Annotated in this window: 16 protein-coding genes, 1 tRNA gene and 1 pseudogene; 13 read left to right on the forward strand and 5 right to left on the reverse strand. The window is 39.6% G+C overall.

Annotated elements, in window-relative coordinates; genetic code table 11:
* Positions 1-753: pseudogene (locus tag B4N75_RS06380) on the forward strand (glutamate--tRNA ligase); the annotation flags it as partial.
* Positions 754-905: 152 nt separating this feature from the next.
* Here B4N75_RS06380 and adhE read toward each other — a convergent pair.
* Positions 906-3521 (reverse strand): bifunctional acetaldehyde-CoA/alcohol dehydrogenase, encoded by a 2616-nt coding sequence (gene adhE / locus B4N75_RS06385; protein ID WP_296706896.1) that lies wholly within the window; start codon positions 3519-3521, stop codon positions 906-908.
* 541 nt (positions 3522-4062) lie between these two features.
* Between adhE and B4N75_RS06390 the strand changes: the two genes are divergently transcribed.
* From B4N75_RS06390 to B4N75_RS06415, 6 genes are all read left to right on the forward strand, one after another.
* Positions 4063-4884 carry a sigma-70 family RNA polymerase sigma factor gene (locus B4N75_RS06390; protein WP_296668178.1) on the forward strand — a complete coding sequence of 274 codons (822 nt, stop codon included), beginning with the start codon at positions 4063-4065 and terminating at the stop codon, positions 4882-4884.
* Between the two features lie 63 nt (positions 4885-4947).
* Positions 4948-6180, forward strand: a complete 1233-nt coding sequence (locus B4N75_RS06395) for a divergent polysaccharide deacetylase family protein (RefSeq protein WP_296668177.1) — start codon at positions 4948-4950, stop codon at positions 6178-6180.
* A 45-nt stretch (positions 6181-6225) separates the two neighbouring features.
* Entirely contained in the window at positions 6226-7266 is a 1041-nt protein-coding gene (gene tsaD / locus B4N75_RS06400) for a tRNA (adenosine(37)-N6)-threonylcarbamoyltransferase complex transferase subunit TsaD (protein ID WP_296706897.1), read from the forward strand.
* A gap of 50 nt (positions 7267-7316) precedes the next feature.
* A complete protein-coding gene (locus tag B4N75_RS06405; protein ID WP_296706899.1) occupies positions 7317-8216 on the forward strand; it encodes a prephenate dehydrogenase in 900 nt (299 codons plus the stop codon).
* Positions 8217-8227: 11 nt separating this feature from the next.
* Positions 8228-8773 carry an adenine phosphoribosyltransferase gene (locus B4N75_RS06410; protein WP_296668173.1) on the forward strand — a complete coding sequence of 182 codons (546 nt, stop codon included), beginning with the start codon at positions 8228-8230 and terminating at the stop codon, positions 8771-8773.
* Between the two features lies 1 nt (position 8774).
* On the forward strand, positions 8775-9341 hold the full coding sequence (locus B4N75_RS06415) for a hypothetical protein (RefSeq protein WP_296706901.1): 567 nt from the start codon (positions 8775-8777) through the stop codon (positions 9339-9341).
* Between the two features lie 41 nt (positions 9342-9382).
* Here the strand turns inward: B4N75_RS06415 and B4N75_RS06420 are convergent, their stop codons facing one another.
* From B4N75_RS06420 to B4N75_RS06430, 3 genes are all read right to left on the reverse strand, one after another.
* Entirely contained in the window at positions 9383-10729 is a 1347-nt protein-coding gene (locus B4N75_RS06420) for a uracil-xanthine permease family protein (RefSeq protein WP_296706903.1), read from the reverse strand.
* 127 nt (positions 10730-10856) lie between these two features.
* Complete coding sequence (locus tag B4N75_RS06425) at positions 10857-11456, reverse strand: pre-peptidase C-terminal domain-containing protein (RefSeq protein WP_296706905.1); 600 nt, start codon at positions 11454-11456, stop codon at positions 10857-10859.
* Positions 11457-11554: 98 nt separating this feature from the next.
* Positions 11555-13651, reverse strand: coding sequence for an ATP-dependent helicase (locus B4N75_RS06430; RefSeq protein ID WP_296019953.1), 2097 nt, complete (start codon positions 13649-13651; stop codon positions 11555-11557).
* A gap of 321 nt (positions 13652-13972) precedes the next feature.
* On the opposite strand from B4N75_RS06430, the gene B4N75_RS06435 reads away from it, so the two are divergent.
* The 6 genes from B4N75_RS06435 (at position 13973) to flgE (ending at position 22199) form a co-directional block, all read left to right on the forward strand.
* Positions 13973-15205 (forward strand): hexokinase, encoded by a 1233-nt coding sequence (locus B4N75_RS06435; protein WP_296706907.1) that lies wholly within the window; start codon positions 13973-13975, stop codon positions 15203-15205.
* Positions 15206-15227: 22 nt separating this feature from the next.
* Positions 15228-17987, forward strand: a complete 2760-nt coding sequence (locus tag B4N75_RS06440; RefSeq protein ID WP_296706909.1) for a hypothetical protein — start codon at positions 15228-15230, stop codon at positions 17985-17987.
* Positions 17988-18124: 137 nt separating this feature from the next.
* On the forward strand, positions 18125-18754 hold the full coding sequence (locus B4N75_RS06445; RefSeq protein WP_296019947.1) for a periplasmic-type flagellar collar protein FlbB: 630 nt from the start codon (positions 18125-18127) through the stop codon (positions 18752-18754).
* A 74-nt stretch (positions 18755-18828) separates the two neighbouring features.
* Positions 18829-20199, forward strand: coding sequence for a flagellar hook-length control protein FliK (locus B4N75_RS06450; RefSeq protein WP_296668156.1), 1371 nt, complete (start codon positions 18829-18831; stop codon positions 20197-20199).
* 87 nt (positions 20200-20286) lie between these two features.
* Complete coding sequence (gene flgD / locus B4N75_RS06455; protein ID WP_296019942.1) at positions 20287-20727, forward strand: flagellar hook assembly protein FlgD; 441 nt, start codon at positions 20287-20289, stop codon at positions 20725-20727.
* An 80-nt stretch (positions 20728-20807) separates the two neighbouring features.
* On the forward strand, positions 20808-22199 hold the full coding sequence (gene flgE, locus B4N75_RS06460; protein WP_296668154.1) for a flagellar hook protein FlgE: 1392 nt from the start codon (positions 20808-20810) through the stop codon (positions 22197-22199).
* Between the two features lie 216 nt (positions 22200-22415).
* Here the strand turns inward: flgE and B4N75_RS06465 are convergent.
* Positions 22416-22488, reverse strand: a tRNA-Pro gene (locus tag B4N75_RS06465).
* Positions 22489-22526: the final 38 nt, after the last annotated feature.

Raw genomic sequence — 22526 nt, forward strand, 5'->3', positions numbered from 1 at the left:
GCAATTATAAACTACGTTGCGCTTTTGGGATGTTCTTATGAAGAAGGAAAAGAGTTTTACACTCTCAAAGAACTTGCAGAAAAATTCAGCCTTGAACACTTGAATAAAGCTCCTGCTGTTTTTGATTACAAAAAACTCGAATTTTACAATGCAAACTATATTCGTCAGCTTTCGACAGAAGAACTTTACAAATGGACTTTGCCGTTTATTACTGGAACAGGAGACGCGACTCTCGAAATCAATCCGGAAAATCCGCAGCCAAAACCAAATGTTGGTCCTCAATTCTCTGGAGTTGCGCTTGGAGAGGACGGAGAGCCTTATTGTGTTGACAAGTCGATGAATATGACGAGCGAAGACGTAAAAGAAACCTTGATGGGACTTATGCCGCTTATTCAGGAAAGATTGAAGTTCTTGACCGAAGCTGCGGAAATGGTTCGTTTTATGTTTACAGAACCTGCAGTTCCTTCTGCAGACCAGATTATTCCAAAAAGAATCGATGCCGCAAAAACTAAGGAAGTTTTGGAGGTTGCAAAAGAATTTGTTGCAGCAGTTTTTGAAACTGACCACGAAGGCGCAGAAAATTTTGCAAAGGCAAAGGCAGAAGAACTTGGAATTAAACTTGGCGACTTTATGATGCCGATTCGTATGGCAGTTACTGGAAGCCGTGTTTCTCCGCCTCTTATTGGTTCAATCCACGTCCTTGGAAAAGAGCGCAGCCTTAAGAGAATAGAAAGAACTATTGCAACACTGTAGTTTTTGAAAAATATTCTAAAACAATAAAAAATGGTCATTAAATCTGAATGAATAACAGACAAATGACCATTTTTTTGGAAGAAAAAGAGTTTGAAAGAGGAAAAGAAACCTTTAAAAAAGGTGTCTTTTCCTCTTTTTTGTTTTCTATCTTTTTATTTTTCAAAGAATTCTGTTGTGGAATACGCTTCCTTCAAGATTTTCTGCATATCAGAAACCATCGGAACGCGCGGGTTTGCAGGTGAGCACTGGTCTTCGTATGCAAGGTAAGAAAGTTTTTCAACAGCGTCCATCCAAGCCTGCTCGTCGATTCCCTGGCTCTTGAAGTTCATCTGGATTCCGACCTTCATTCCAAGCTCGCCGCACGCTTTCGCGTAAGACTCAACGCCTTCCGCAGTTGTTTTTGCAGGAAGACCGAGAATTCTTGCCAGCTCAGCATAGCGTTCTGCAGCCTTGTAATAGTTGTATTTTGGCCAAGTTGAAAGTTTTTCTGGCTGCGCGCCGTTGTAGCGGATTGTGAACGGAAGAAGAATCGCGTTTGCGCGTCCGTGAGGAACGTGGAATTCGCCTCCGACCTTGTGGGCCATTGAGTGGTTCATTCCGAGGAATGCGTTTGCAAAAGCCATTCCGGCAAGGCACGAAGCATTGTGCATTTTCTCTTTCGCCTCAACATCGGAAGCTCCGTTCTTGTAAGAGCGCTCAAGATACTTGAAGACCATCTTGATTGCCTGAATACAAAGTCCGTCTGTAAAGTCGCTTGCAAGAGTTGAAACAAACGCTTCCGTCGCGTGAGTCAAAACGTCCATTCCAGTGTCGGCAACGATTTTTGGAGGAAGACCGTATGTGAAAGTCGGGTCGATAATCGCAACGTTCGGAGTCAAAGAATAGTCTGTGAGAGGATATTTCTTGTGCTCTTCCTTGTCTGTGATTACTGCGAACGGAGTCACTTCAGAGCCGGTTCCAGATGTTGTAGGAACGCAGACAAGCAACGCTTTCTTTCCAAGAGCAGGATAGCGGAACGCGCGTTTTCTGATGTCCATAAATTTCTGCTTCAAGTCGTTGAAATCTACATCAGGATTCTCATAGAAAAGCCACATTCCCTTTGCGCAGTCCATTGAAGAGCCGCCGCCAAGCGCGATGATTGTGTCAGGCTCGAACGAGCGCATAAGCTCAACGCCTTTTCTGACAGTCTGGATTGAAGGATCCGGCTCGACATCGCAGAAGAGCTGGTACTGAATATCGTTTCGGTTGAGCTTGAGCTGGTCAGTGATTTTGTCAACATATCCAAGCTGAACCATAGAGCGGTCAGTTACGATAATCGCCTTGTGAATCTCCTTCATCTGGTGGAGATATTCGATTGAGTCGCGCTCAAAGTAGATTTTTGATGGAATCTTAAACCACTGCATATTGTTTCTTCTCCGTCCAAGTTTCTTGATGTTCAAAAGGTTCACCGCGCTGATGTTGTCGTCAGTCGAGTTGTGTCCGTAAGAACCGCAGCCCAATGTCAAAGAAGGAATGAACGAGTTGTAGACGTTTCCGATTCCGCCGAACGTCGAAGGCGAATTCCAGATGATTCTGATTGCAGGCACAACGTCGCCGAAATGCTCAGCGATTTTTTTGTCTGATGTGTGGATTGCAGCCGAATGTCCAAGTCCGTTGAATCTTACAGAGCTTTCAGCCTTCTTGATTCCGTCCTCAGTTGAATTTGATTTTACAACAGCGAGAACAGGAGAAAGCTTCTCGCGTGTTAGGCATTCAGGAACGCCGATGTCCTTACATTCCGCCAGAATAATGCTCGTTTCAGCTGGAATTTCAAATCCGGCATTTTTCGCAAGAACTCCAGGATTCATTCCAACGATGTCAGGATTCAATTTTGCGGTGCTCGGGTCTCCGTCAACTCCGAACATATATTTTTCAAGCTTTTTCTTCTCGTCCGAAGAGCAAAGATAAGCCTTGTATTCCTTGAACATTTTCAGCGCGTCAGAATAAATCTCTTTGTCGATGATTACGGTCTGCTCAGAAGCGCAAATCATTCCGTTGTCAAAAGCCTTTGACATTACAATGTCGTTTACAGCCTGACGAACGTTGCAAGTTTTTTCCATATATGCAGGAACGTTTCCAGCTCCAACGCCAAGCGCAGGTTTTCCGCAAGAATAAGCCGCCTTAACCATCGCGTTTCCGCCAGTTGCAAGGATTGTCGCAACTCCAGGATGATTCATCAAAAGCGATGTTTTTTCCATTGAAGGCTCTTCAATCCACTGGATACAGTCTTTCGGCGCGCCAGCCGCAACAGCAGCCTCGTAGCAGACTTTAGCCGCCGCAATCGAGCATTTTATCGCGCTCGGGTGAAATGAAAAAATAATCGGATTTCGTGTTTTAAGACAAATCAGAGACTTGAAAATCGCAGTTGAAGTCGGGTTTGTTACAGGAGTCAAGCCGGCAACAACTCCGACAGGCTCAGCAAGTTTTACAATTCCGGTAACATCGTCATCTTCAACAATTCCTACAGTTTTAAGATGACGCATATGATTCACAACATATTCGCAGGCAAAAAGGTTTTTTGTCGCCTTGTCCTCAAAAACTCCGCGCTTAGTTTCCTCAACGGCAAGTTTCGCAAGGCTTCCGTGCTGGTCAAGAGCCGCAACAGAAGCTTTAGCCACGATATAGTCGATTTTTTTCTGGTCAAAGTTCGCGTATTCTTCCAACGCTTTCTGAGCGCGCTCAACAAGTCCGTTGATTTCTTTCTGTGGCGCAGACAATTCTTCACTCATTAATTTTTCTCCCATAAAAAGTCAAGATTAAAACTTCAGTTTTAGGATTGACTTTTTAAGTTGTTTCGCAACGAAGTGATAAACAACCGATGATAAGAATGATAAGAAAGTTTGCAACGCAAACTTTTAAAGATAAAACAGATGCCGTTTTCGGCTATTTTTATCTTATCTTTTTTAATTTTTTATTACAATCTAAAAATCTCTTTAATTATAAATCATTTTTTTCTGTTTTAGATAAAAATTTATAAAAAAAATGCTAATTTTCAGCAGTATAAAAAAGTGTACAGTTTTGAAAACTGTACAAAAAAATGAACGCTTGTTAAATTTTTTATAAAAAAAATGGACATTTCGATTTTTTGCGTTATAAGAGTGATAAATAAAAAACAAAATAATTGCTTGTAGTACAGATAAATATAAAAATGACCTTTATTTTGGAGGTGAAAATAAAAGTTGGCACAATTCTTGCTTTATATGAAAGGACGGTAATTTTATACAAAACGGTTTTTCACTTTTCAGCAAAAAAGTGGAAAAAGAGGCAAAAATGGAAATTCTTGAAACGTATATAAAACAGATAGGGAAATATCCTCTTTTAAATGCAGAGCAGGAGAAAAAACTTTCTGAACAGATTGAAAAAGGAAGCGCGCAGGCTGTAAATCAACTTGTAAATTCAAATTTAAGGCTCGTTATAAGCATTGCTAGAAAATTTTTATGCACTTCAAAAAATTCGATAATGGATTTGATTCAGGAAGGAAATTTGGGACTTATGGCGGCGGCTTCGAAGTATCATTATTCTTTTAATACAAGATTTTCGACTTACGCATACAGCTGGATTTTGCAGTATATGCTTCGCTATGTTTATAACAAAACTTCAATGATTGCTCTTCCTCATCGAAAAGAAGAACTTTTGCGTAAGGTTGTTGCTGCAAAAAACGAATACAAGCAGAATTCAAATCGCGAGCTTTCTGTTCCAGAACTTGCCGAAATCTGCGGAGCAACTCCTGAAGAGATAGAGTCAGCTCTTTCGTATTCTTATACAATTACAAGCATTGACATTGAAGCCTCTGAAGATGGAAATGTGACGATTGGAGATTTAATCGTGGATAACAGTTACAATCCTGAAATTGAATATCTGCGTGTCCATGAAAAAAATCAGATTAAAAAGATGGTTGACTCTCTTCCTGATTTTGAGCGCAAGGTTATTTATGGAAGATATAATTTTAAAAACGACCTGCATGTTCCGACTTTGCGCGAATTAAGCGCGGATTTGGGAGTGAGCGCAGAAACTGTCCGGCAGATGGAATTGAGGGCTATAAAGAAAATGAAAAAATATGCAGGCTCGTTGAATGAATTCAGTTTTGCCTGAAGTATTCCATAAGACAGAAAAATTGCTTATTATGAACAAAGATATAAATTCATCTTTGTTCCAATGAAAACTCAAAAAAACTCAAATTCACATTCAAAAAAAACTTCTGTGCGCCGCAGAAAAGTTAAAAAAGTTAAACTCGACAAAAACAAAGTGACGCTTTTGTGCGGAATTATTTTTTTGATTTGCTGTGTTTGCATTGCTGTAAATGTTTTGTCTCAAAGCGCAAAATCAAAAAATGTTGCGGAAATTGCAAAAAACGAAAAAAAAACAGAACAAAGGCCGCAAAATTTAAGTGAGTTAAACAAAAATCAAAAAAAGAAGGAAGTTTCTGATTCAAAAGAGTTAAAGAAATCTCCCGGTTTTGCCAAAAAAGACGAAAATTCTAAAAACGTAAATAAAACTTCTCAAAAGCAAAATGCGGATTCTAAAAAAAATCCTGTAAAATCTATAGAAAATACAAATAAAATTCAAACGGAAAATAAAAATATTCAAAAAACGAAGCCTGGAATCGAAAATAAAAGCAAAACTGTAGAAAATCTTGAAAAATCTAAAAAAAATGAGCAGATTCAAAGCACAGAAAAAAAACAGGATTTGCCGTTTTTAATTCCTCCGGCGCAAAATGGAGCGACTTTGGTTTTTGTAATTGACGATGCAGGAATGAACGCAGAGTATACAAAAAGATACGCCTCGCTGCCATTTCCGCTTACAATTGCCGTTTTGCCGAAACTTTTGCATTCAAAAGATTGCGCATACATTGTCCGTTCTTCTGGAAAGGAACTTATTTTGCACCAGCCGATGCAGTCTTTAAACCATAATCTTGACCCGGGACCTGGAAAAATCAGCGTTGACATGAGTTTTTCTCAAATCAGTTCAATCATAAATGAAAATCTGGCGGAAATCGGACCCGGTGTAAAAGGCTTGAATAACCACGAAGGAAGCGAAGTTACAGAAGATGTTTTGAGAATCGGGGCTGTTTTAGATGTTTGCCTTGAAAATAAAATTTATTTTTTGGACAGCAGAACGACTGCAAATACAAAGGCTCCTCAGGCTGCCCTTGAGCGCGATATGACGATTTTTGAAAAATCCGGACCTTATATCGACAATATCGTTTCGCGCGAGGCTATGCTCAAAGAAATATACAAATCTTTGGAAGCGGCAAACAAAAATGGCAGCGCGATTGTGATTGCTCACGTAGATAAAAGCGCAGAAATTTTGCCAAAACTTCTTGAACAGATGTATCCTTATCTGCTAAAAGCAGGCTATAGGTTTGCAACTCCTTCAACGCTTCGTTAAAATTAACGTGAAGAATTGGTATTTTGCTATTATTTGGAGAAATAAATGAAGGTTCTTGGAATTGAAAGTTCTTGTGATGAAACAGCTTGTGCCGTCGTTGAAGACGGAAAAACAATCTTGAGCAACGTTGTGGCTACTCAAATTCCTTTTCACCAGATTTATAAGGGCGTTGTGCCGGAAATTGCAAGCCGCAAGCACGCAGAGTGGATTTTGCCGGTTGTAAAACAGGCTTTAAAAGAAGCGGATTTAACCTTGGACGATATTGATGCCATTGCTTCGACAAATCGTCCTGGTCTTATGGGCGCTCTTTTGGTCGGCCTTACTTTTGGAAAAACTCTTGCCTGGGCGACAAATAAACCTTTTATTGCTATAAACCACATGCTCGGACATATGTATGCTGCTCATCTTGTAAACGATATTCCGTATCCTTATATTGGACTTTTGGTTAGCGGCGGACATTCGATTATTGCTAAGGTGAATGGTTTCGATGATCTTGAAGTTTTAGGAACTACGATTGACGATTCGATTGGCGAAGCCTTTGACAAGGTTTCAAAATTTTATGGGCTTGGCTATCCTGGCGGAGTGATTATCGACCGTCTTGCGCAGAAAGGGGAGCCTAAGGCGTTTAGTTTTCCTGTTCCAAAACTTGATAAGGGCGACGACCACCGTTATGACGTTTCGTTTAGCGGACTAAAAACAGCGGTGATTCATCAGGCGGATTTATTTTTAAAGCCTGGATATGAAAAAACAAACGAAAATATCTGCGCCGCTTTTCAGGAAACTGCCTGCAAGACGATTGTTTCGCGGCTTTTGCGTGCTGTTGACGACACCGGAATAAAAACTGTCGTTGCCGGAGGCGGAGTCGCCGCAAATTCAAGATTGCGCTCAATGCTTGCAGAACGCACCGATTTAAACTGCATATTTCCACCGTTAAAACTTTGTGGCGACAACGGAGCGATGATTGCTGGAGTTGCGTATCATTTCTTAAAACGCGGCGACACAAGCCCGATTGATACGACTGTGAGCGCCAGAATTCCGCAATTTAAGCGCGGATTAAAGAACCTGGAATTTTTTGGAAGACGTTAGAGGAATAACGTTCAGTAAAACGATACAAAAAACACCAAAAAGAGGAAAAAATGCGGAATTTAAAAGATTTGACATACGGAATTGTAGGTTTGGGAATAATGGGCGGATCAATTGCAAAAGCAATCCGTGAAAATATTTTGTGTCAAAGCGGTTCAACAGGAAAAATTTATGTTTGCAACAGAAGCACTTCCTGTCTTACTCAGGCTTTAAACGAAGGAGTTGCCGACAAAGCGTTTACTTCAAACGAATACGAAAAAATGCTTCCTGAGTGTGATTTTGTTTATGTCTGTCTTTATCCGCATGCGACGATTGATTTTTTGGAGCAAAACAAAAAATTTTTTAAGAGCGGTGCAATCGTTACTGATATTTCTGGTGTAAAAGGCATCTTTGAAAAATCTCTTCCAGAAATTTTGCGTCCTGACGTTGATTTTATAATCGGTCATCCGATGGCTGGCGGCGAAAAAGAAGGCTATGTCAATTCGACTGCAAAAATGTTCATAAATCATAATTATATTTTGTGTCCGCTTCCTGAAAACAAGTCTGAAAATCTTGAAACAATGCGGAATTTTATTTCAGAAATCGGTTTTACCCGGATTACAGAAACGACTTGCGATATTCACGATTACAAAATCGGTTTTACAAGCCAGCTTTGCCACGTAATTGCATGTTCTCTTGTTGACAGCGCAAAAGACGAGCAAATTACAGCTTTTGGAGGAGGAAGTTTTGAAGATTTAACGAGAATTGCCATGATAAACGCTCCTCTTTGGACTGAACTTTTTATTTCAAATAAAGAAAAACTTGTCGGGCATATTGAAAATTTTGAAAATCAAATAAACAAATTCAAGAATGCAATAAAAAATGATGACAAAGACAGCCTTATGAAATTGATGGAAGAGAGCCGCGAAAAAAGAATAAAAATGGGTTCAATCAGAACCGTAGCAAAAAAATAGAGGATTTTTTTATGAAAGACAATTCAGTTTTAGACCGTGCAATCCGTCGTGTTCCAGATTTTCCTAAACCTGGAATTCTTTTTTATGATGTGACAAGTATTTTTACAAATCCGCAGGCATTTAAGTTTTGCCTTGATTTTTTTGAAGAAAAATATCGTCCGCTTGTAGAAAAAGGCGAAATCACGGCCATTGCAGGAGCAGAAAGCCGTGGATTTTTGTTCGCTGCTCCTCTTGCTGACAGACTTTCAATTCCGCTTATTTTAATTCGCAAAAAAGGAAAGCTTCCAGGCGAAGTTTACCGTCAGTCTTATGACCTTGAATACGGTTCTGCAGAAATCGAAATTCATAAAAGCGATGTAAAAACTTCTGACCGCATTCTTTTGATTGATGATTTGATTGCAACCGGCGGAACCTTAGATGCTGCTAAAAAACTTTTTGCAATGGCTGGAGCGGCAGTTGCGGAAATTGCAGGCGTAATCGGTCTTCCAGATTTGAATTATGAAAAAGTTTTGTCGCCGACTCCTGTAACGACACTTATAAATTATTACGGGGCATAAAATGCAAAAACGTCAGATTGAATTTTATATCCGCACTGCAGAATTGTCAGATTTAGATTCTATTCAAAAAATCTATCAGTCAGCGCGGGATTTTATGAAGGCGAATGGAAATTCTACTCAGTGGGGAAATGACCGTCCCTACAAAGAAAATATTGAGTCAAATATCAATAAAAAAATTCAATTTGTCTGCTGTTATAAAAACGAAAATAACACTGAGGAAGTCGCAGGCACATTTTTGTTCATGCACGAAAAAGAGCCTTCTTATGACGATTTAAAAGACGGAAAGTGGCCGGAAAACACAGAAGATTATTGGTGCATTCACTCTGTCGCGTCCGGAATGAAGGTAAATGGGGTTGCTTCGTTTATTTTTAGCTGGTGTGAAAATCAGCCCGGCGTAAAATGTATAAAAATTGATACTCATCGCAATAATCTTCCTATGCGGCATTTAGTCGAAAAAAACGGATATGTTTACTGCGGACACTGCTATTACTATGACGATGTAGAAACTGACGATGGAATTGTGCAGGATTTTGAACGGATTGCTTTTTGCAAGGTGCTGAAAAAATAAAACCGCACAGATTTGACATTGTGCGGTTTTGTAAAAACAAATTAGTTTTCAGATTCGTCTTTTTTAGGATTTTTATTTCCTCCGAGAAGGATATTTGTTAAAATTCCTAAAATAAGGGCGCATGCAACCGTACGAATTTCTACGGCTCCGATTTTTACGACCATTCCGCCGACACCTGTAATAAAGATTACCGAAGCTACAAAAAGATTTTTGTTTATGTTCAGGTCGACTTTCTGGAACATTTTAAATCCGGAAACTGCAATAAAACCGTAAAGAGCAACACAAACACCGCCCATTACGCAGTTTGGAATTGTCTCGAGGAATGCAACAAGCGGACTTATAAGAGAAAAGAGAATACACAAAATTGCGCAGCCCCAGATAGAAACTGTTGAAGCGTTGCGGGTGATTGCAACACAGCCGATTGACTCGCCGTAAGTTGTGTTAGGACAGCCGCCAAATGCCGTAGAAACGATTGTTCCAATTCCATCTCCTAAAAGAGTTCGTGTAAGTCCAGGCGTTTTAAGAAGATCTACGCCAATTATTGCAGAAAGGTTTTTGTGGTCTGCAAGATGTTCTGCAAAGACAACAAACGCAACTGGAACGTAGGCTGCAAAAATTGTAAGAAGGTAAGTTGGAGTTATTCCTTTTAAGCCTTCAATTCCTCCTGCTATAAAAGTAAATTTAGGAATTGCAAAAAAACTCTTTACTTCAAGCAAAGCATGGTAATTTATTACGGTAAGTGCCGTGTTTGAAGTTGTATAGCCGATAAGTGCAAAAATTGATGCTGCAAGGTAGCCTGCAAGAATTCCTATGATAAAAGGAATAAGACGGCCGATTTTTTTACCGTAAGATGAACATATCATTGTAACGGCGAGTGTAATAAGTCCGCAGATTAGCGCAACGTATGTGCTTCCGCCTTCGACCGAAGTTTTCATAAGGTCGCTGACAGCATTCGCAGAAAGGCTTAGACCGATTATGGAAACTGTTGGACCGATGATTACCGGTGGCATAAGCCGGTCAATCCATTTTACACCGCAGCATTTTACGATTATTGCGATAATTACATAAACCAGACCTGCCATTACAGCACCGATAATAAGTCCCCAATAACCGACTGTAACAGAAGCAGCTCCGCCAAAAGCGCTGAACATTGAGCCGATAAAAGCGAATGAACTTCCCAAAAATACAGGACTTGAGCTTTTTGTGAACAGAAGGTAAACAAACGTTCCGACTCCGGCGCCGAAAAGGGCCGCAGAGGCGCTAAGTCCGTTTCCAACGATTGCAGGAACTGCGATTGTCGCCGCCATTATTGCAAGCAGCTGCTGAAGCGCAAAAAGGATTACTTTTCCTAAGCTTGGTCTGTCCTTGATTCCATAAATCAATTCCATTTTTTTTCTCCAAAAAATTTAAAAAATAAGGTTGATGTAAATATTTTTTTCAACATCATCTAATTTTATTAAAAAAAAAGACCAGGTTTTAATAAACCCGGTCTTTCGGTAAGTTTACATATTAAACTTATTTAGATTCAACTTTTACACCGTAGATACGTGTACCAGAAGCTTTGATTGTGTAAGCACCAGCTGCTGCTGCATCGAATACGAGTTCTGATTTTGCATCCTGACCGAGATTGTCTACAGAAGCAATCATAGCACCGCTTGGATCAAATACGCCAAATACACGGGCTGGAGTAGCATCGCCGTTTCCAGAGATTGTCAATGTAACTTTTGCAGGAGCTTTTACAACTACTTCGAATGCAGCCTGGAAAACATCTTTGATATTGTCTTTATTAGAAGCTGCTTTGTTCTGAAGGTAGATAGCTGTTCCAAGGTCTTCAGTCTTGAATTTTGCTTTTCCTGCAACTGCGGCAAATTCTGCGTCCAATGGATTAGAAACTGGGTCAAGAATGAAACGATCATCGATTACTGTATCGTTTGTACCAATATCTGAAAGTGGAATAGATTTCCATTCCCATACAGAAGCGTTTCCTGAAGCTGCTGGTGCAGCTGCTGGAGCTGAAGCCTCTGAAGAAGCTCCTGATGTAGATCCACAAGATGCGAGCATTGCAACTGCTGCAAGTGCTGCGATAGCTGTTGTTACTTTTGTAACTAATTTCATTTTTATATCTCCTCCTTAATTGAGATATTTATATTCTAATCTTCCTTTAACAATTTTTCCTGTCTTTATTTTGTAAAATTACGATATTTTACCGTTTTTTAACGTTGCAGATTGTTAAAGCCTGGTACAATCGGTGCAGAGAATCTTTTTTTCATCTGCGCGAAAAACTCATCGGCGGTTTTATCATCAACTGGCGCTGGAGGTTCATAGTATTTTACAAGGCTTGAAGGAATTTCTTCAAGAAAACGGCTAGGTGTACATTCAACGACAGACTGCATGTGCCTTCGCTTTAAGCATGATGAAATGTAAAGTTTGTCTCTCGCACGCGTAATTGCAACATAAAAAAGCCTTCTTTCTTCTTCGACGGCCGCATTTCCGCCTTCGTCAACTGCGCGTCCGTGGGGAATAAGTCCTTCTTCGCAGCCGATTATAAAAACGACCGGAAATTCAAGTCCTTTTGAAGCGTGAATCGTCATAAGGTTGACTTTTCCGTGATCCTCTTCGTCGTCCATGTCGTCGCGCGACAAAAGCGTGATTCTGTTTAAATAATTGTAAAGAGTCGGATCTTGAGTTTCCGGGTTGTTTTCCCACATTTCGATTGAATTGATTAAGGACTCGATATTTAGAAACTTGAATCTGGCTGCTTTTTCTGATTTTGGATTTTCTGAAATAAGATAGTCAAAATAGTGGATGTCTTCGACCATTTTGCGCACTTTTTTTGAAAGTCCGTGTCCGCCTAGCATGCTTTTGTTTGAATCTATAATATCTATAAAGTCCTTGAGAGAATCTTTAGTTCCCTCAGAAAAATCAAGTCCATCGTCTATTCCGTATTTTGACGGAGAGGTTTGCATAAAAAGGTCTGCTTCGTCTTCCGGAACTTCAAGAAGAGATTTTATGGCTTCGTAAAGCGAGCAGCTCAAATTTTTTGCAATTTGATTTAATTTTTCAATTGTCGCCCGTCCGATTCCCCGTCTTGGCGCATTTATAATCCTTAAAAGATTCACATCGTCGTCGTGGTTGGAAATTACGCGGAGATACGAGATTATGTCTTTTATTTCTTTTCGTTGAAAGAATGAAGTTCCGCCGCTCATCGTATAAGGAATGTTTTCCTGCAAAAAGGCTTCTTCAATTGCGCGCGACTGAGTGTTTGCCCTCAATAAGACGCAAAAATCGTCATATTTGCGCTTTTCTTCGGCAGAAATCGCCTGAATTGTTTCTACAACAAAGTCTGCTTCGGCTGTTTCGTTGTCCGGACTATAAACTTCAATCGGCTTGCCTTCTCCTTTTCCAGACCAGAGCTGCTTGTCCTTTCGGTTTGTGTTGTGCTTGATTACTCCGTTTGCCGCCGCAAGAATTGTTCCTGTCGAGCGGTAATTTTGCTCGAGGCGGATTTCTTTTACAGCAGGAAAGTCTTTTTCAAAATTGACTATGTTTTGGTAGTCTGCTCCTCGCCATGAATAAATGCTCTGATCGTCATCTCCAACGACCGCAACGTTCCGGTCTGCAAGAAGATGCATCATTTCGTACTGCTGGTGACTCGTGTCCTGGAATTCGTCTACCATTATGTATTTGTAGCGCTGTTTGTAGCTTGCAAGAATTTCTGGAAATTCCTTAAAAAGGCGGATTGGAAGAACAATCAAGTCGTCAAAATCAACGGCATTGTAGAGCTTTAGACCTTCCTGGTAGCCCTCGTATAGTTCGCGGTACATTTCGTTTTCCGCGTTCCACTGTTTGCGCCCGGTTTTTATGTCCGAAATTAAAATTCCGATTTTGTAAATGTCGAGAGCTTCGGGCGAATAGCGCAGTTCCCGGCCAGTTTCTTTTATGAGCGCATTGCGGTCTGTTTCGTCATAAATTGAAAAATTTTCGCGCCAGCCGAGTTTTGAAATGTCCTGCCTTAAAACTTTTACTCCGAATGCGTGAAATGTCGAAATCGTAAGAAGGGGAAGCTTTTTTCCGGTAAGTTCCTTGATACGTTCAACCATTTCTTTTGCGGCCTTGTTTGTAAAGGTGAGCGCAAGAATCTGGCTTTGAGGAACTCCGGAATCGAGCATATGGGCGATTCTAAAGGTGATTACGCGGGTTTTTCCTGAACCTGCTCCGGCAATAATCAAAATTGGGCCGTTTATAGTCATTACGGCTTCGTATTGTTCCGGGTTTAATTCGTTTTTGAGGTCTGATAAATCTGTAGCCATAGGAATATGAAGTTTAGTATTTTTTTTGATTTTTGGGTATTGCCTAAAGTTTTTTATCAGACGGAAAGTTGAATTTTATTGACAGAAAATCTTAGCCCGGATATTAGCCCCAAAGTTGCGGAGCAATGGAGCGTAAGCGAAAGGGCGGTTAGCCGGATAAGATGGTGGCATGCGCTCCTTATTTTTTTGATTTTTGCCTTGAAATAAATAAGGGGTATTTTAAATCCGTTTTGTAAAAAATTATTTTGGGTTTATAATTGGCTTATGCTTACTGATTTTAAATTAAAACTTTTTTTTAAAAGACATAATTTTGTGTCGAAGATGATTGTTGATGAGATTTTGACAGATATGAGGCGTCCAAAATCCGAAAACCGCGGAATGGATATGAGCCGGACATGGATGCTTCCGCCTTCGAAAAATCCCGAAAATGAGAAGGTTATTGTGATTGATGCCGGCGGAACAAATTTTAGAAGTTGTCTTGTCAGTTTTGACGGTTCTGGAAATGCGGAAATTTCGGACTTCAAGAAAAGTTTTATGCCAGCGACCGAAAAAGAATATTCTAAGGATGAATTTTTTAGCGCGATTGCTGACAGAATTGAATATTTGAAAGGCAAGGCTGAGAAAATCGGTTTTTGTTTTTCATATTCGCTTGATATGACTCCGGAGCACGACGCAATTCCAAATGCCTTTAGCAAAGAGTTTAAGGCGAGGAGCGTTCTTGGCTGTCCTGTCGGAAAATGCCTTAAAGATGAACTTGAAAAACGCGGCTGGAAAGTCAGCAAAATTTCTGTAATAAACGACACTGTCGGCGCTCTTCTTGCCGGAAAGGTAAAGGAGAAGAATGCTGGTTCTTACATCGGCTTTATTCTTGGGACCGGAATGAACGCGGCCTTTGTTGCTCCTGAAGGAAATATCTGGGACGAAAAAGGGCAGAGTCAGATTATTGTCTGCGAAAGCGGAAAATGCAACAGTTTTAAGCTCAGCGATTTTGACATTGATGCAGACAAAAGAACTGCGATTCCTGTTCAGTTTCCTTTGGAAAAATGTTGCAGCGGCGCATATTTGGGAAACACCTGCCTTTCTTTTTTGAAATTTGCGGCGAATGAAAATCTTTTTTCTAAAAAAGCGGCTGAAAATTTAAAAAAACTGGCTTTGCTTTCTACAATTGACGCGGATAATTTTTTGAACGGCTTTGATGAAAAATTGCAGGACAAAAACGAAAATCCTGTTGAAAAATGCTGTTTTACAGAAAAAGACAGAAAACTTGCCTTTAAGCTTTTGGATTCCGCTGTAGACAGATGCGCGCATTATGCGGCTTCGATTTTGGCTGCAAACCTTATTGCGACAGAAAAAGGTAAAATTGAAGGAAATTCTCCTGCAAAAAAAGTATGTATCGTCTGCAACGGAACAACTTTTTACAAAACTCATAGACTTAAGGAGCGGACAGAAAAATATCTTTTTGATTATGCATACAAAAAATGCGGAATTTCTTATAAAACAGTTTGTGTTGAGAATGATATTACTTTAGGAACTGCGGTTGCCGCTTTGATTTAAGGCTTGTCTGCAAAATCGAAAAATGAAAAGACTTTTTTTTGCTTTAGTTTGTGTTTTTGTTTCTTGTTTTTCTGTCTTTGCCCGTGGCGGATGCATGAGCGGAACAAAGGGCGGTTTGAATGAAATACAGACGCGGTATTTTGATATTATTTTTCCTGACAGTTGTATGCAAACTGCTCAAAAAATTGCCGCTGTCTGCGATTCGTATTATGAGGAAATCGCTTCAGACTTTGGTTACGAGCCTTACCAGAGATTTCCTGTTTCGATAACTGACCAGGTTGAGGCGGTAAATGCCTATTTTTCGATGGCGCCGTACAATCAGATTGTTCTTTATGACACAGAAATGGATTACGAGCTTGATATGAACGAAAAAAGCGTAGAGGCAATGTTTTATCATGAATTGGTTCATGCAGTTTCGCTCAATTCCAAATCTCCGTTTTGGCGGGGGATGTCGGTTTTTGCGGATTTTTTTACTCCGGCAGGAATTTCACTTACTTCTTTTTGGTTTGAAGGAGCGGCAGTTGCTTTTGAAAGCCAGAAAAAAGGCGGAAGGCTGAACGATCCGTTCTTTACTCAAAAAATTGCTGCGGCAAAACTAAAATCTCTCTCGGGCAAAAAAAAATTCCCTTCGTGGCGCGATGTTAGCGGAGCAAGGGATATTTTTCCGTACGGAAACGATGCGTATATTTTTGGCTCTCATTTTGCCAGATATTTGATTCAAAAATACGGAAAAGAAAAATATGCGCAGTTTTGGAAAAACGCTGGAAGCAAAACCGATTTTTCTTTTTGCGCCGGCATTTTTTATAAAACTTTTGGATTAAAACTTGACGAAGCCTGGAACGATTTTTACGAAAACCTTTGGGTTCCAAAAATCGACTTTGACGATTACAATGAATTTATTTCTGCGGAAAATTCAGTTTTTTTTAAAGGCGGAAAAAAATCTCTTGTAAAAACGCTGGATTCTTTTTTTGACGGACAAACCGGCGAGTGGAAAACTGTCTGGTTCGATTTTTTTTCAAACACGGTTTATCTTGATTCAAAAAAACTTTTTACTGCAAAAAATGTTCAAAAATTGCGTTTTTCAGATGACGGAACGAAAATTTTTGTAAACAGGCTTGCCGGCAGTTCAAACATAAAAGTAGAAGATTTTGAATATGATTTAAAGTCCAAAAAAAAACAGAAAATTGAGCACAGCCGCGAAAATTTTGAAAAAACGCACGGTCTGATTCCTGTAAAAAACGGTCTTTCCTGGAGCCTTTTGTACGAGGATCAAAAAGGAAGAAAGGCTGAATGGACGTTCGGCGATAGAATTATTCACAACGTTCATTTTGAAAAGGAAGAAAACTGCGTTCTAAGTTTTGTCTTTGTCTGGGCAAAAATGGAAAGCCAGAGCCTTGCACGGCTTGGAAAAATTTTTATTGATAAAAATACATTGAATGCAAGAATTGAGTTGCTTTCAAAAGACAGCGCTGTGTTTTTTATCGAGGCTGTGCCTTGCAAAGACGGTTTTTTAGTCATAAACGAAGAATACGATTCAAATCCGCTGCACTTTGTAAAAATTGACAAAAATGACTGGCAGGAATTTGTTCCGGTTGAGAGTAAAATACTTCCTGAGCAAAACATTTTTTTTGAAAAGTCGGATTTTTCTGAAAAAACAGAAGCTTTTGAACCGGAAAGCCGTGAAAATTTTTTGACAGAAGAAAAGTTTGAGAAAACAAAATACAGTCCGGCAAAATATTTTTTTAACGGCGCTTTTCTTCCTGTTGGAACAGCAAAAACTTATAATCACGATTTTGAAATTGACGATGACTTTATTTGGGGCGCAACTTTTATAACTTCGACTCCGTGGACAGATAAAATTACGGTTTTGTCGGCAGGTTTTGATTTGCTTTTGCAGCATTTTGCCCTGGAAGGTTCAATTTCAGGGGGAAATGACTGTTTTAATTATGCTTTCTGCGGAGATGTTTGTTTTGATTCTTCTGGATTTAAGAATTCATATTTAAATTCGGCTGTCACAAAGGTTTTTTGGCAGGGATTTTATTCAATTTTTTCGTCTGGACTTAGTTTTACCTGGGTTTCTGGAACTGAAAAAACATCTTCTGAAGGAAAAATTCTGGTTGACGGAAAAACAGAAACTGATGAATATCGGCGCACTGGAAATTCAGTTGACGGAAAAATATTCCTGAATTTTTCGACTGTCCGAAGTTTTGGTCCTAAACATTCTCAAAAAACTGGATTTTATTTTAAGCCCTTTGTCGATTTTGAGAAAACTGCAATTTCGTACGATTTTGATTGTTTTGGAAAAATTTATGATGAAAATGAAAAATATTTGAATTGCGGGACGGAAACTCAAATTTTTGTTCCGTTTTTTCTTCCTGTTAAGCTGAAAGCCGCAATTTTTCCTTCTAAAAAATATTTTGCTTCCGGGGATGCTTGCATTGAGCTTTTTTCGCATGAAATTCAAAAAGGAATTCCGGCAGTTTCGGTTTATGTCCAGCATTTTGCCTTAAAAATGTCATATTCCGCAAATGTAAAATATGAACCGGAAGAGTTTTTTGCTGTAAAACGCACCTTTAAGATTGCAGAGAAACTAAAATACGAAGATTTTTCGGACAGTCTGGGTTTTTCCGGAGAAATTACTTTTGCTCCAAATACGAGTTATTTTGCTTCATCTTCAAGTAATTTTACTCTCGGCGCTTACATAAATTATTTGTTGAGAACAGATAAAAATTCAAAATGGAAAGCCGGTTTTTATGCGGTTTTTTCAAATATTGCGTGGTAATAAAAAATAAGTTAAACTTAAAGCATTGGATTGTCTGCCAAAAAATATGCGAATTGAATTTATTTTATTGGGCAGCGGCATTTTTATATTTTAAAAAGAATTAAAAAATCAAAAATAAGTGATTTTGGGCGGGGAAAATGGCAAGAAGTCGTGGAGTCGGAAAGTCAATAGCATTGCTTTTTTTAATTTTGGCAATTATTCTTGGCGGACTTTTGTGGTTTGATTATCTTGGAATAATCAAGGCAAAGTCTATTTTTGCTCCGGTTTATAAACTTTTTGGACTTCAGCCTCAGACTTCTGTTTCTGCGACTTCATCAAAGCCGTTGCAGGCAAATTTAGAAGACGACAGGCTTGCAAAAAGGCTTGAAGCCCTCGAAATTCGCAGTCAGGAACTCGACAAAAGAGAATCGGACATTGCACGCTCAGAAACCGCAAACGAGGCGATTGCGCGCGAACTGGAAGACAGGCAAAAATCTCAAGAAGAAAGAGAAAAAACATTCAACAATGAGGTCAAAAAGTACGATGATAGAAATACAAACATCGAACAAATTTCGACCTATTTGCAGAATATGCCGCCAAAAACGGCAGTTGAGCAGCTTCTCGGAATGGACGATCAGGATATAATCGACATTTTCCGAAAAACAGATGCCCAGGCGTTAGCTTCAAACACTGTCTCTATGACTTCTGTATGGCTTATGAATATGCCTTCGGAAAGAGCTGCTATAATTCAGCGAAAAATGGCGAGCAAGCCGGAAAAACTCGACTGAGCCTGCCTTTTTATCTAAAAAGGCAAAAATCGGAACTTTTTTAGGTGTTTGATTTACGACCGGAGGTTCTGATTATGCAGGGCATTCAACTTGATTCTTTTGTGCCTCAAATTCAGACAAAGCAAATCTCTGCCCAAAAATTTTCTGGAGAAGGCGAATCGTTTTTAGAAATGGTTCATTCTCAGCAGAGCAAAATCAAAGAAACTTCAAAAGAAAAAAGCTTAGGTTTGAGGGCGGATTCTGATTCTGAAAAAGACGAAAAACTCGAAAAATCTGAAAAATCTTCGTCAGAAAACAAAAATGCAGAAAATGCAGTTCTGGCTTTGCTAAAAAATTCTCAACCAGAAGAAATTCCTGCCGAAAAAATAGATTTAACTGACGAGCTAAAAAATCTTTCGCTCAAAGATTCTCTTGAATTTGAAAAAACTGAAAAAAATCAAATTTCTCAGAAGCAATTCAAATGGCTGAAAACTCCTGTTGTAAAAAATATTTCAGAAACAGACGAAATTGAAGAAATGTCTTCCGAGGATTTTGCGGAACTTATCGACAGTGCCATTGAATTTATTCCGGGACAAGCAAGCGACGAGGAACTTTTGGAAAAAGCGCAGAATCTTGCCTTAAAAGATCCTGAAATGTTTCTTAAAAACGCGGAAAATCTTTCAGAAATTCAGGGTGAAACGGTTGTTTTGAACGAAGAATTGAAATTTTCTAAAAATAATTCACAACTTTCTGATGAAAACAAAGAAAACTTAAAACAGACAAAAAAATCTGCAAAAATTCAGGTGACTGATTTGCGGACAGAAAAAATCGATTCAAAATCCGCTGAAATTCAGGTTGAAAAAACAAAAGAACGCAAGGATTTTAATCTTGCTTATAAAAAGCAGAACGAAAATACCGTTCAGATTACAATGGATTTTTCGAATTCTGTAAATCAGAACATAACTGCTTCTGACACTCAGAGCGCCGCTGCAAACGGGTCAACTTTTCAAAATATGCTTTCAAATGCAATTCAGGCAAATGCGCCGGATTTTGTAAAGGCAGGAAATATCGTTTTGCGCGACAATAATACCGGAAGCATAAATCTTGTAATGCATCCGGAAAAACTCGGAAATGTAAAAATCGCCTTAAATCTTTCGGACAAAACAGTTTCGGCTTCGATAACTGTTCACTCGCAGGAAGCTTATAATGCTGTAAAAGACAGTATTGCCGCTCTTAAAAATGCTTTTGCCGGCAGTGGCTTCGAAACCGGAGAATTCAACTTGAATTTTGCAAACCAGGGCGGTCAGTTTGCGCAAAATCACGAACAAAATTCACAAAACGGACAGTCGCAGTTTTTTGCAAACCGGGTTTATTCAGAATATACAGCGGACGGAGGGGCACTTGCTGATGAGAAAGTTGCCCGCTACGTTGAGAATAACAGTTATGCTGTGAATATTGTTGCATAATTGCTGCTGATTTTTACAAAAAACTAAACTGAAGAAAAATTTTGCCGAAAAATTTTATAAATGCTTGCAGAAAGCTGGGAGAAAAAAATGAGTTTTACAACAACAATGAATGCGACAGAAAAGTTTCAGATTCAAAATGCAGTTGATTCATTTAACAAAACTTTGACTGTAAACGGTCGTAAAACCAGTAACGAATTAGGAAAAGATGATTTTTTGAAGATTCTGATTGCTCAGCTTTCAAATCAGGATCCGACAAATCCTCTTGAAAATACAGACTTTATTGCTCAGATGGCGCAATTTAGTTCTTTGGAACAGATGACGAATATGAGCCAGGGCTTTGAAAAAATGGCAGGACTTATCAATTCCAGCGAAGCCCAGTCAATGCTCGGAAAAACAGTTGAGGTTGAAGCGGGCGATGTTGCGGTAAAAGGTCAGGTTGAGGCGGCAACAAGAGGAAGTCAGCCGCAGGTTCTTGTAAACGGCATGTATTATAGCATGGATAAGATAAAAGCAATTTACGGCATTTAATGCCAGTTTTTACGGTTGCACAATAAAAAAATTAAATAACTGTACCAACCTTTGACGGTACATTGAACGAGGGTAGATATATGATGAGATCACTTTATTCGGGCGTTTCTGGCCTTCAGAACCACCAGACGAGAATGGATGTAATCGGTAACAACGTTTCCAACGTAAACACAACAGGTTTTAAACGCGGCCGTGTTAATTTTCAGGACATGATAAGCCAGCAGATGGCCGGAGCTGCAAAACCGACAGAAGAAAAGGGCGGTGTAAATCCTAAGGAGGTCGGTCTTGGAATGACAGTTGCTTCAATCGACACTGTATTTACACAGGGAAATCTTCAGTCAACAGGAATTGCAACAGACCTTGCCATTCAGGGAAACGGCTTCTTCCTCGAAAAAAACGGTGAAAAATCATACTACACTCGTGCCGGAGCTTTTTCTCTCGACAGCGATGGAACTCTCGTAAATCCGGCAAACGGTTTTAAAGTACAGGGATATATGGCCCGCGAGATTAACGGCGAAATGGTTCTCCAGACATCTGCCACACCGGAAGACCTTGTAATTCCTGTAGGCTCAAAAGATCCTGCAAAGGCAACCGCTTCTGTAAAATATGCTTGCAACCTTAACAAAAATACGCCAGAAATTCAGGAAGGAGCTAATGCGGCTGACATTGCAAAGGGAACTTGGTCAATCGAAGAAAAAGTTTATGACAGTTTCGGAAATACACACCTTCTTACAATTAATCTTACCCGCGTTCCTGGAGTGCCAAATCAATGGCGTGCAGAAGTGAATGTTGATGCAAATAATGCCGACTTTACTCAGACTCGCGTTGGACTTGGAACAACAGACGGAGTTGGCAATACTTTTCTTGTAAATTTCGATAATACTGGAACTCTCCAGTCAGTAACAGACGAAGCTGGAAATCTTACAAATCCTACGGGCGAAGTAATCCTTCAGGCAAGTTACACTGTACCTGGAGCAAATCCAAACGAAGATGGAACTCCATACCGTCAGACAATGGATATTAATCTCGGAACAATTGGCAGCCAGAAAAATACCATTACGCAGAGCGCTTCTCCTTCATCAACAAAGGCTTTCTTTCAGGACGGCTACACGATGGGTTATCTTGAAAACTTCAAAATCGATTCGTCAGGAATTATTACAGGAGTTTATTCAAACGGTTCTAGCCGCACAATAGGACAGCTTGCATTGGCAACTTTTTCAAATCAGAATGGACTTGAAAAAGCTGGTGAAAATACTTATGTAGAAAGTAATAACTCAGGTCTTGCTAACATCGGTATTTCGGGAATTGCCGGAAAAGGCAGTCTTCTTGCTGGGGCGCTCGAAATGTCAAACGTAGACCTTTCAGAACAGTTTACCGATATGATTGTTACACAGCGTGGCTTCCAGTCAAATGCAAAAACTATTCAGACTGCTGATACCTTGCTCGAAACAGTTCTTTCTCTTAAACGCTAGCAATAAATAATTAAAAATCATAGGGCTGTCCTTGATGAAGTTTTATAGCTTTTAGGACAGCCTTTTTTTTATGCAGGCGGATGCATTCGCTGACGGCGGTGTCCTTGCCACCTTTTCGCCTGTTGGCGCGCTCATTACGCTTCGAATCCTGTACGGTCTTTTTTCTGTATTTTCGTTTAAAATAAAAAAAGCCTTACTGTATTTAGCAAGACTTAATCGGGATGACAGGATTCGAACCTGCGACATCTTGGTCCCAAACCAAGCGCGCTACCAGCTGCGCTACATCCCGTAACTATAAAAAAGAATGGGCACTGAGAGACTCGAACT

The organism is Treponema sp. UBA7570 (assembly GCA_002477955.1).
Classification (GTDB): domain Bacteria; phylum Spirochaetota; class Spirochaetia; order Treponematales; family Treponemataceae; genus Treponema_D.

What these genes read in the sequence shown, in the direction of transcription:
- adhE (WP_296706896.1), bottom strand. Translation starts at nt 3,521, where the DNA reads ATGAGTGAAGAATTGTCTGCGCCACAGAAAGAAATCAACGGACTTGTT.
- B4N75_RS06390 (WP_296668178.1), top strand. Translation starts at nt 4,063, where the DNA reads ATGGAAATTCTTGAAACGTATATAAAACAGATAGGGAAATATCCTCTT.
- B4N75_RS06395 (WP_296668177.1), top strand. Translation starts at nt 4,948, where the DNA reads ATGAAAACTCAAAAAAACTCAAATTCACATTCAAAAAAAACTTCTGTG.
- tsaD (WP_296706897.1), top strand. Translation starts at nt 6,226, where the DNA reads ATGAAGGTTCTTGGAATTGAAAGTTCTTGTGATGAAACAGCTTGTGCC.
- B4N75_RS06405 (WP_296706899.1), top strand. Translation starts at nt 7,317, where the DNA reads ATGCGGAATTTAAAAGATTTGACATACGGAATTGTAGGTTTGGGAATA.
- B4N75_RS06410 (WP_296668173.1), top strand. Translation starts at nt 8,228, where the DNA reads ATGAAAGACAATTCAGTTTTAGACCGTGCAATCCGTCGTGTTCCAGAT.
- B4N75_RS06415 (WP_296706901.1), top strand. Translation starts at nt 8,775, where the DNA reads ATGCAAAAACGTCAGATTGAATTTTATATCCGCACTGCAGAATTGTCA.
- B4N75_RS06420 (WP_296706903.1), bottom strand. Translation starts at nt 10,729, where the DNA reads ATGGAATTGATTTATGGAATCAAGGACAGACCAAGCTTAGGAAAAGTA.
- B4N75_RS06425 (WP_296706905.1), bottom strand. Translation starts at nt 11,456, where the DNA reads ATGAAATTAGTTACAAAAGTAACAACAGCTATCGCAGCACTTGCAGCA.
- B4N75_RS06430 (WP_296019953.1), bottom strand. Translation starts at nt 13,651, where the DNA reads ATGGCTACAGATTTATCAGACCTCAAAAACGAATTAAACCCGGAACAA.
- B4N75_RS06435 (WP_296706907.1), top strand. Translation starts at nt 13,973, where the DNA reads ATGATTGTTGATGAGATTTTGACAGATATGAGGCGTCCAAAATCCGAA.
- B4N75_RS06440 (WP_296706909.1), top strand. Translation starts at nt 15,228, where the DNA reads ATGAAAAGACTTTTTTTTGCTTTAGTTTGTGTTTTTGTTTCTTGTTTT.
- B4N75_RS06445 (WP_296019947.1), top strand. Translation starts at nt 18,125, where the DNA reads ATGGCAAGAAGTCGTGGAGTCGGAAAGTCAATAGCATTGCTTTTTTTA.
- B4N75_RS06450 (WP_296668156.1), top strand. Translation starts at nt 18,829, where the DNA reads ATGCAGGGCATTCAACTTGATTCTTTTGTGCCTCAAATTCAGACAAAG.
- flgD (WP_296019942.1), top strand. Translation starts at nt 20,287, where the DNA reads ATGAGTTTTACAACAACAATGAATGCGACAGAAAAGTTTCAGATTCAA.
- flgE (WP_296668154.1), top strand. Translation starts at nt 20,808, where the DNA reads ATGATGAGATCACTTTATTCGGGCGTTTCTGGCCTTCAGAACCACCAG.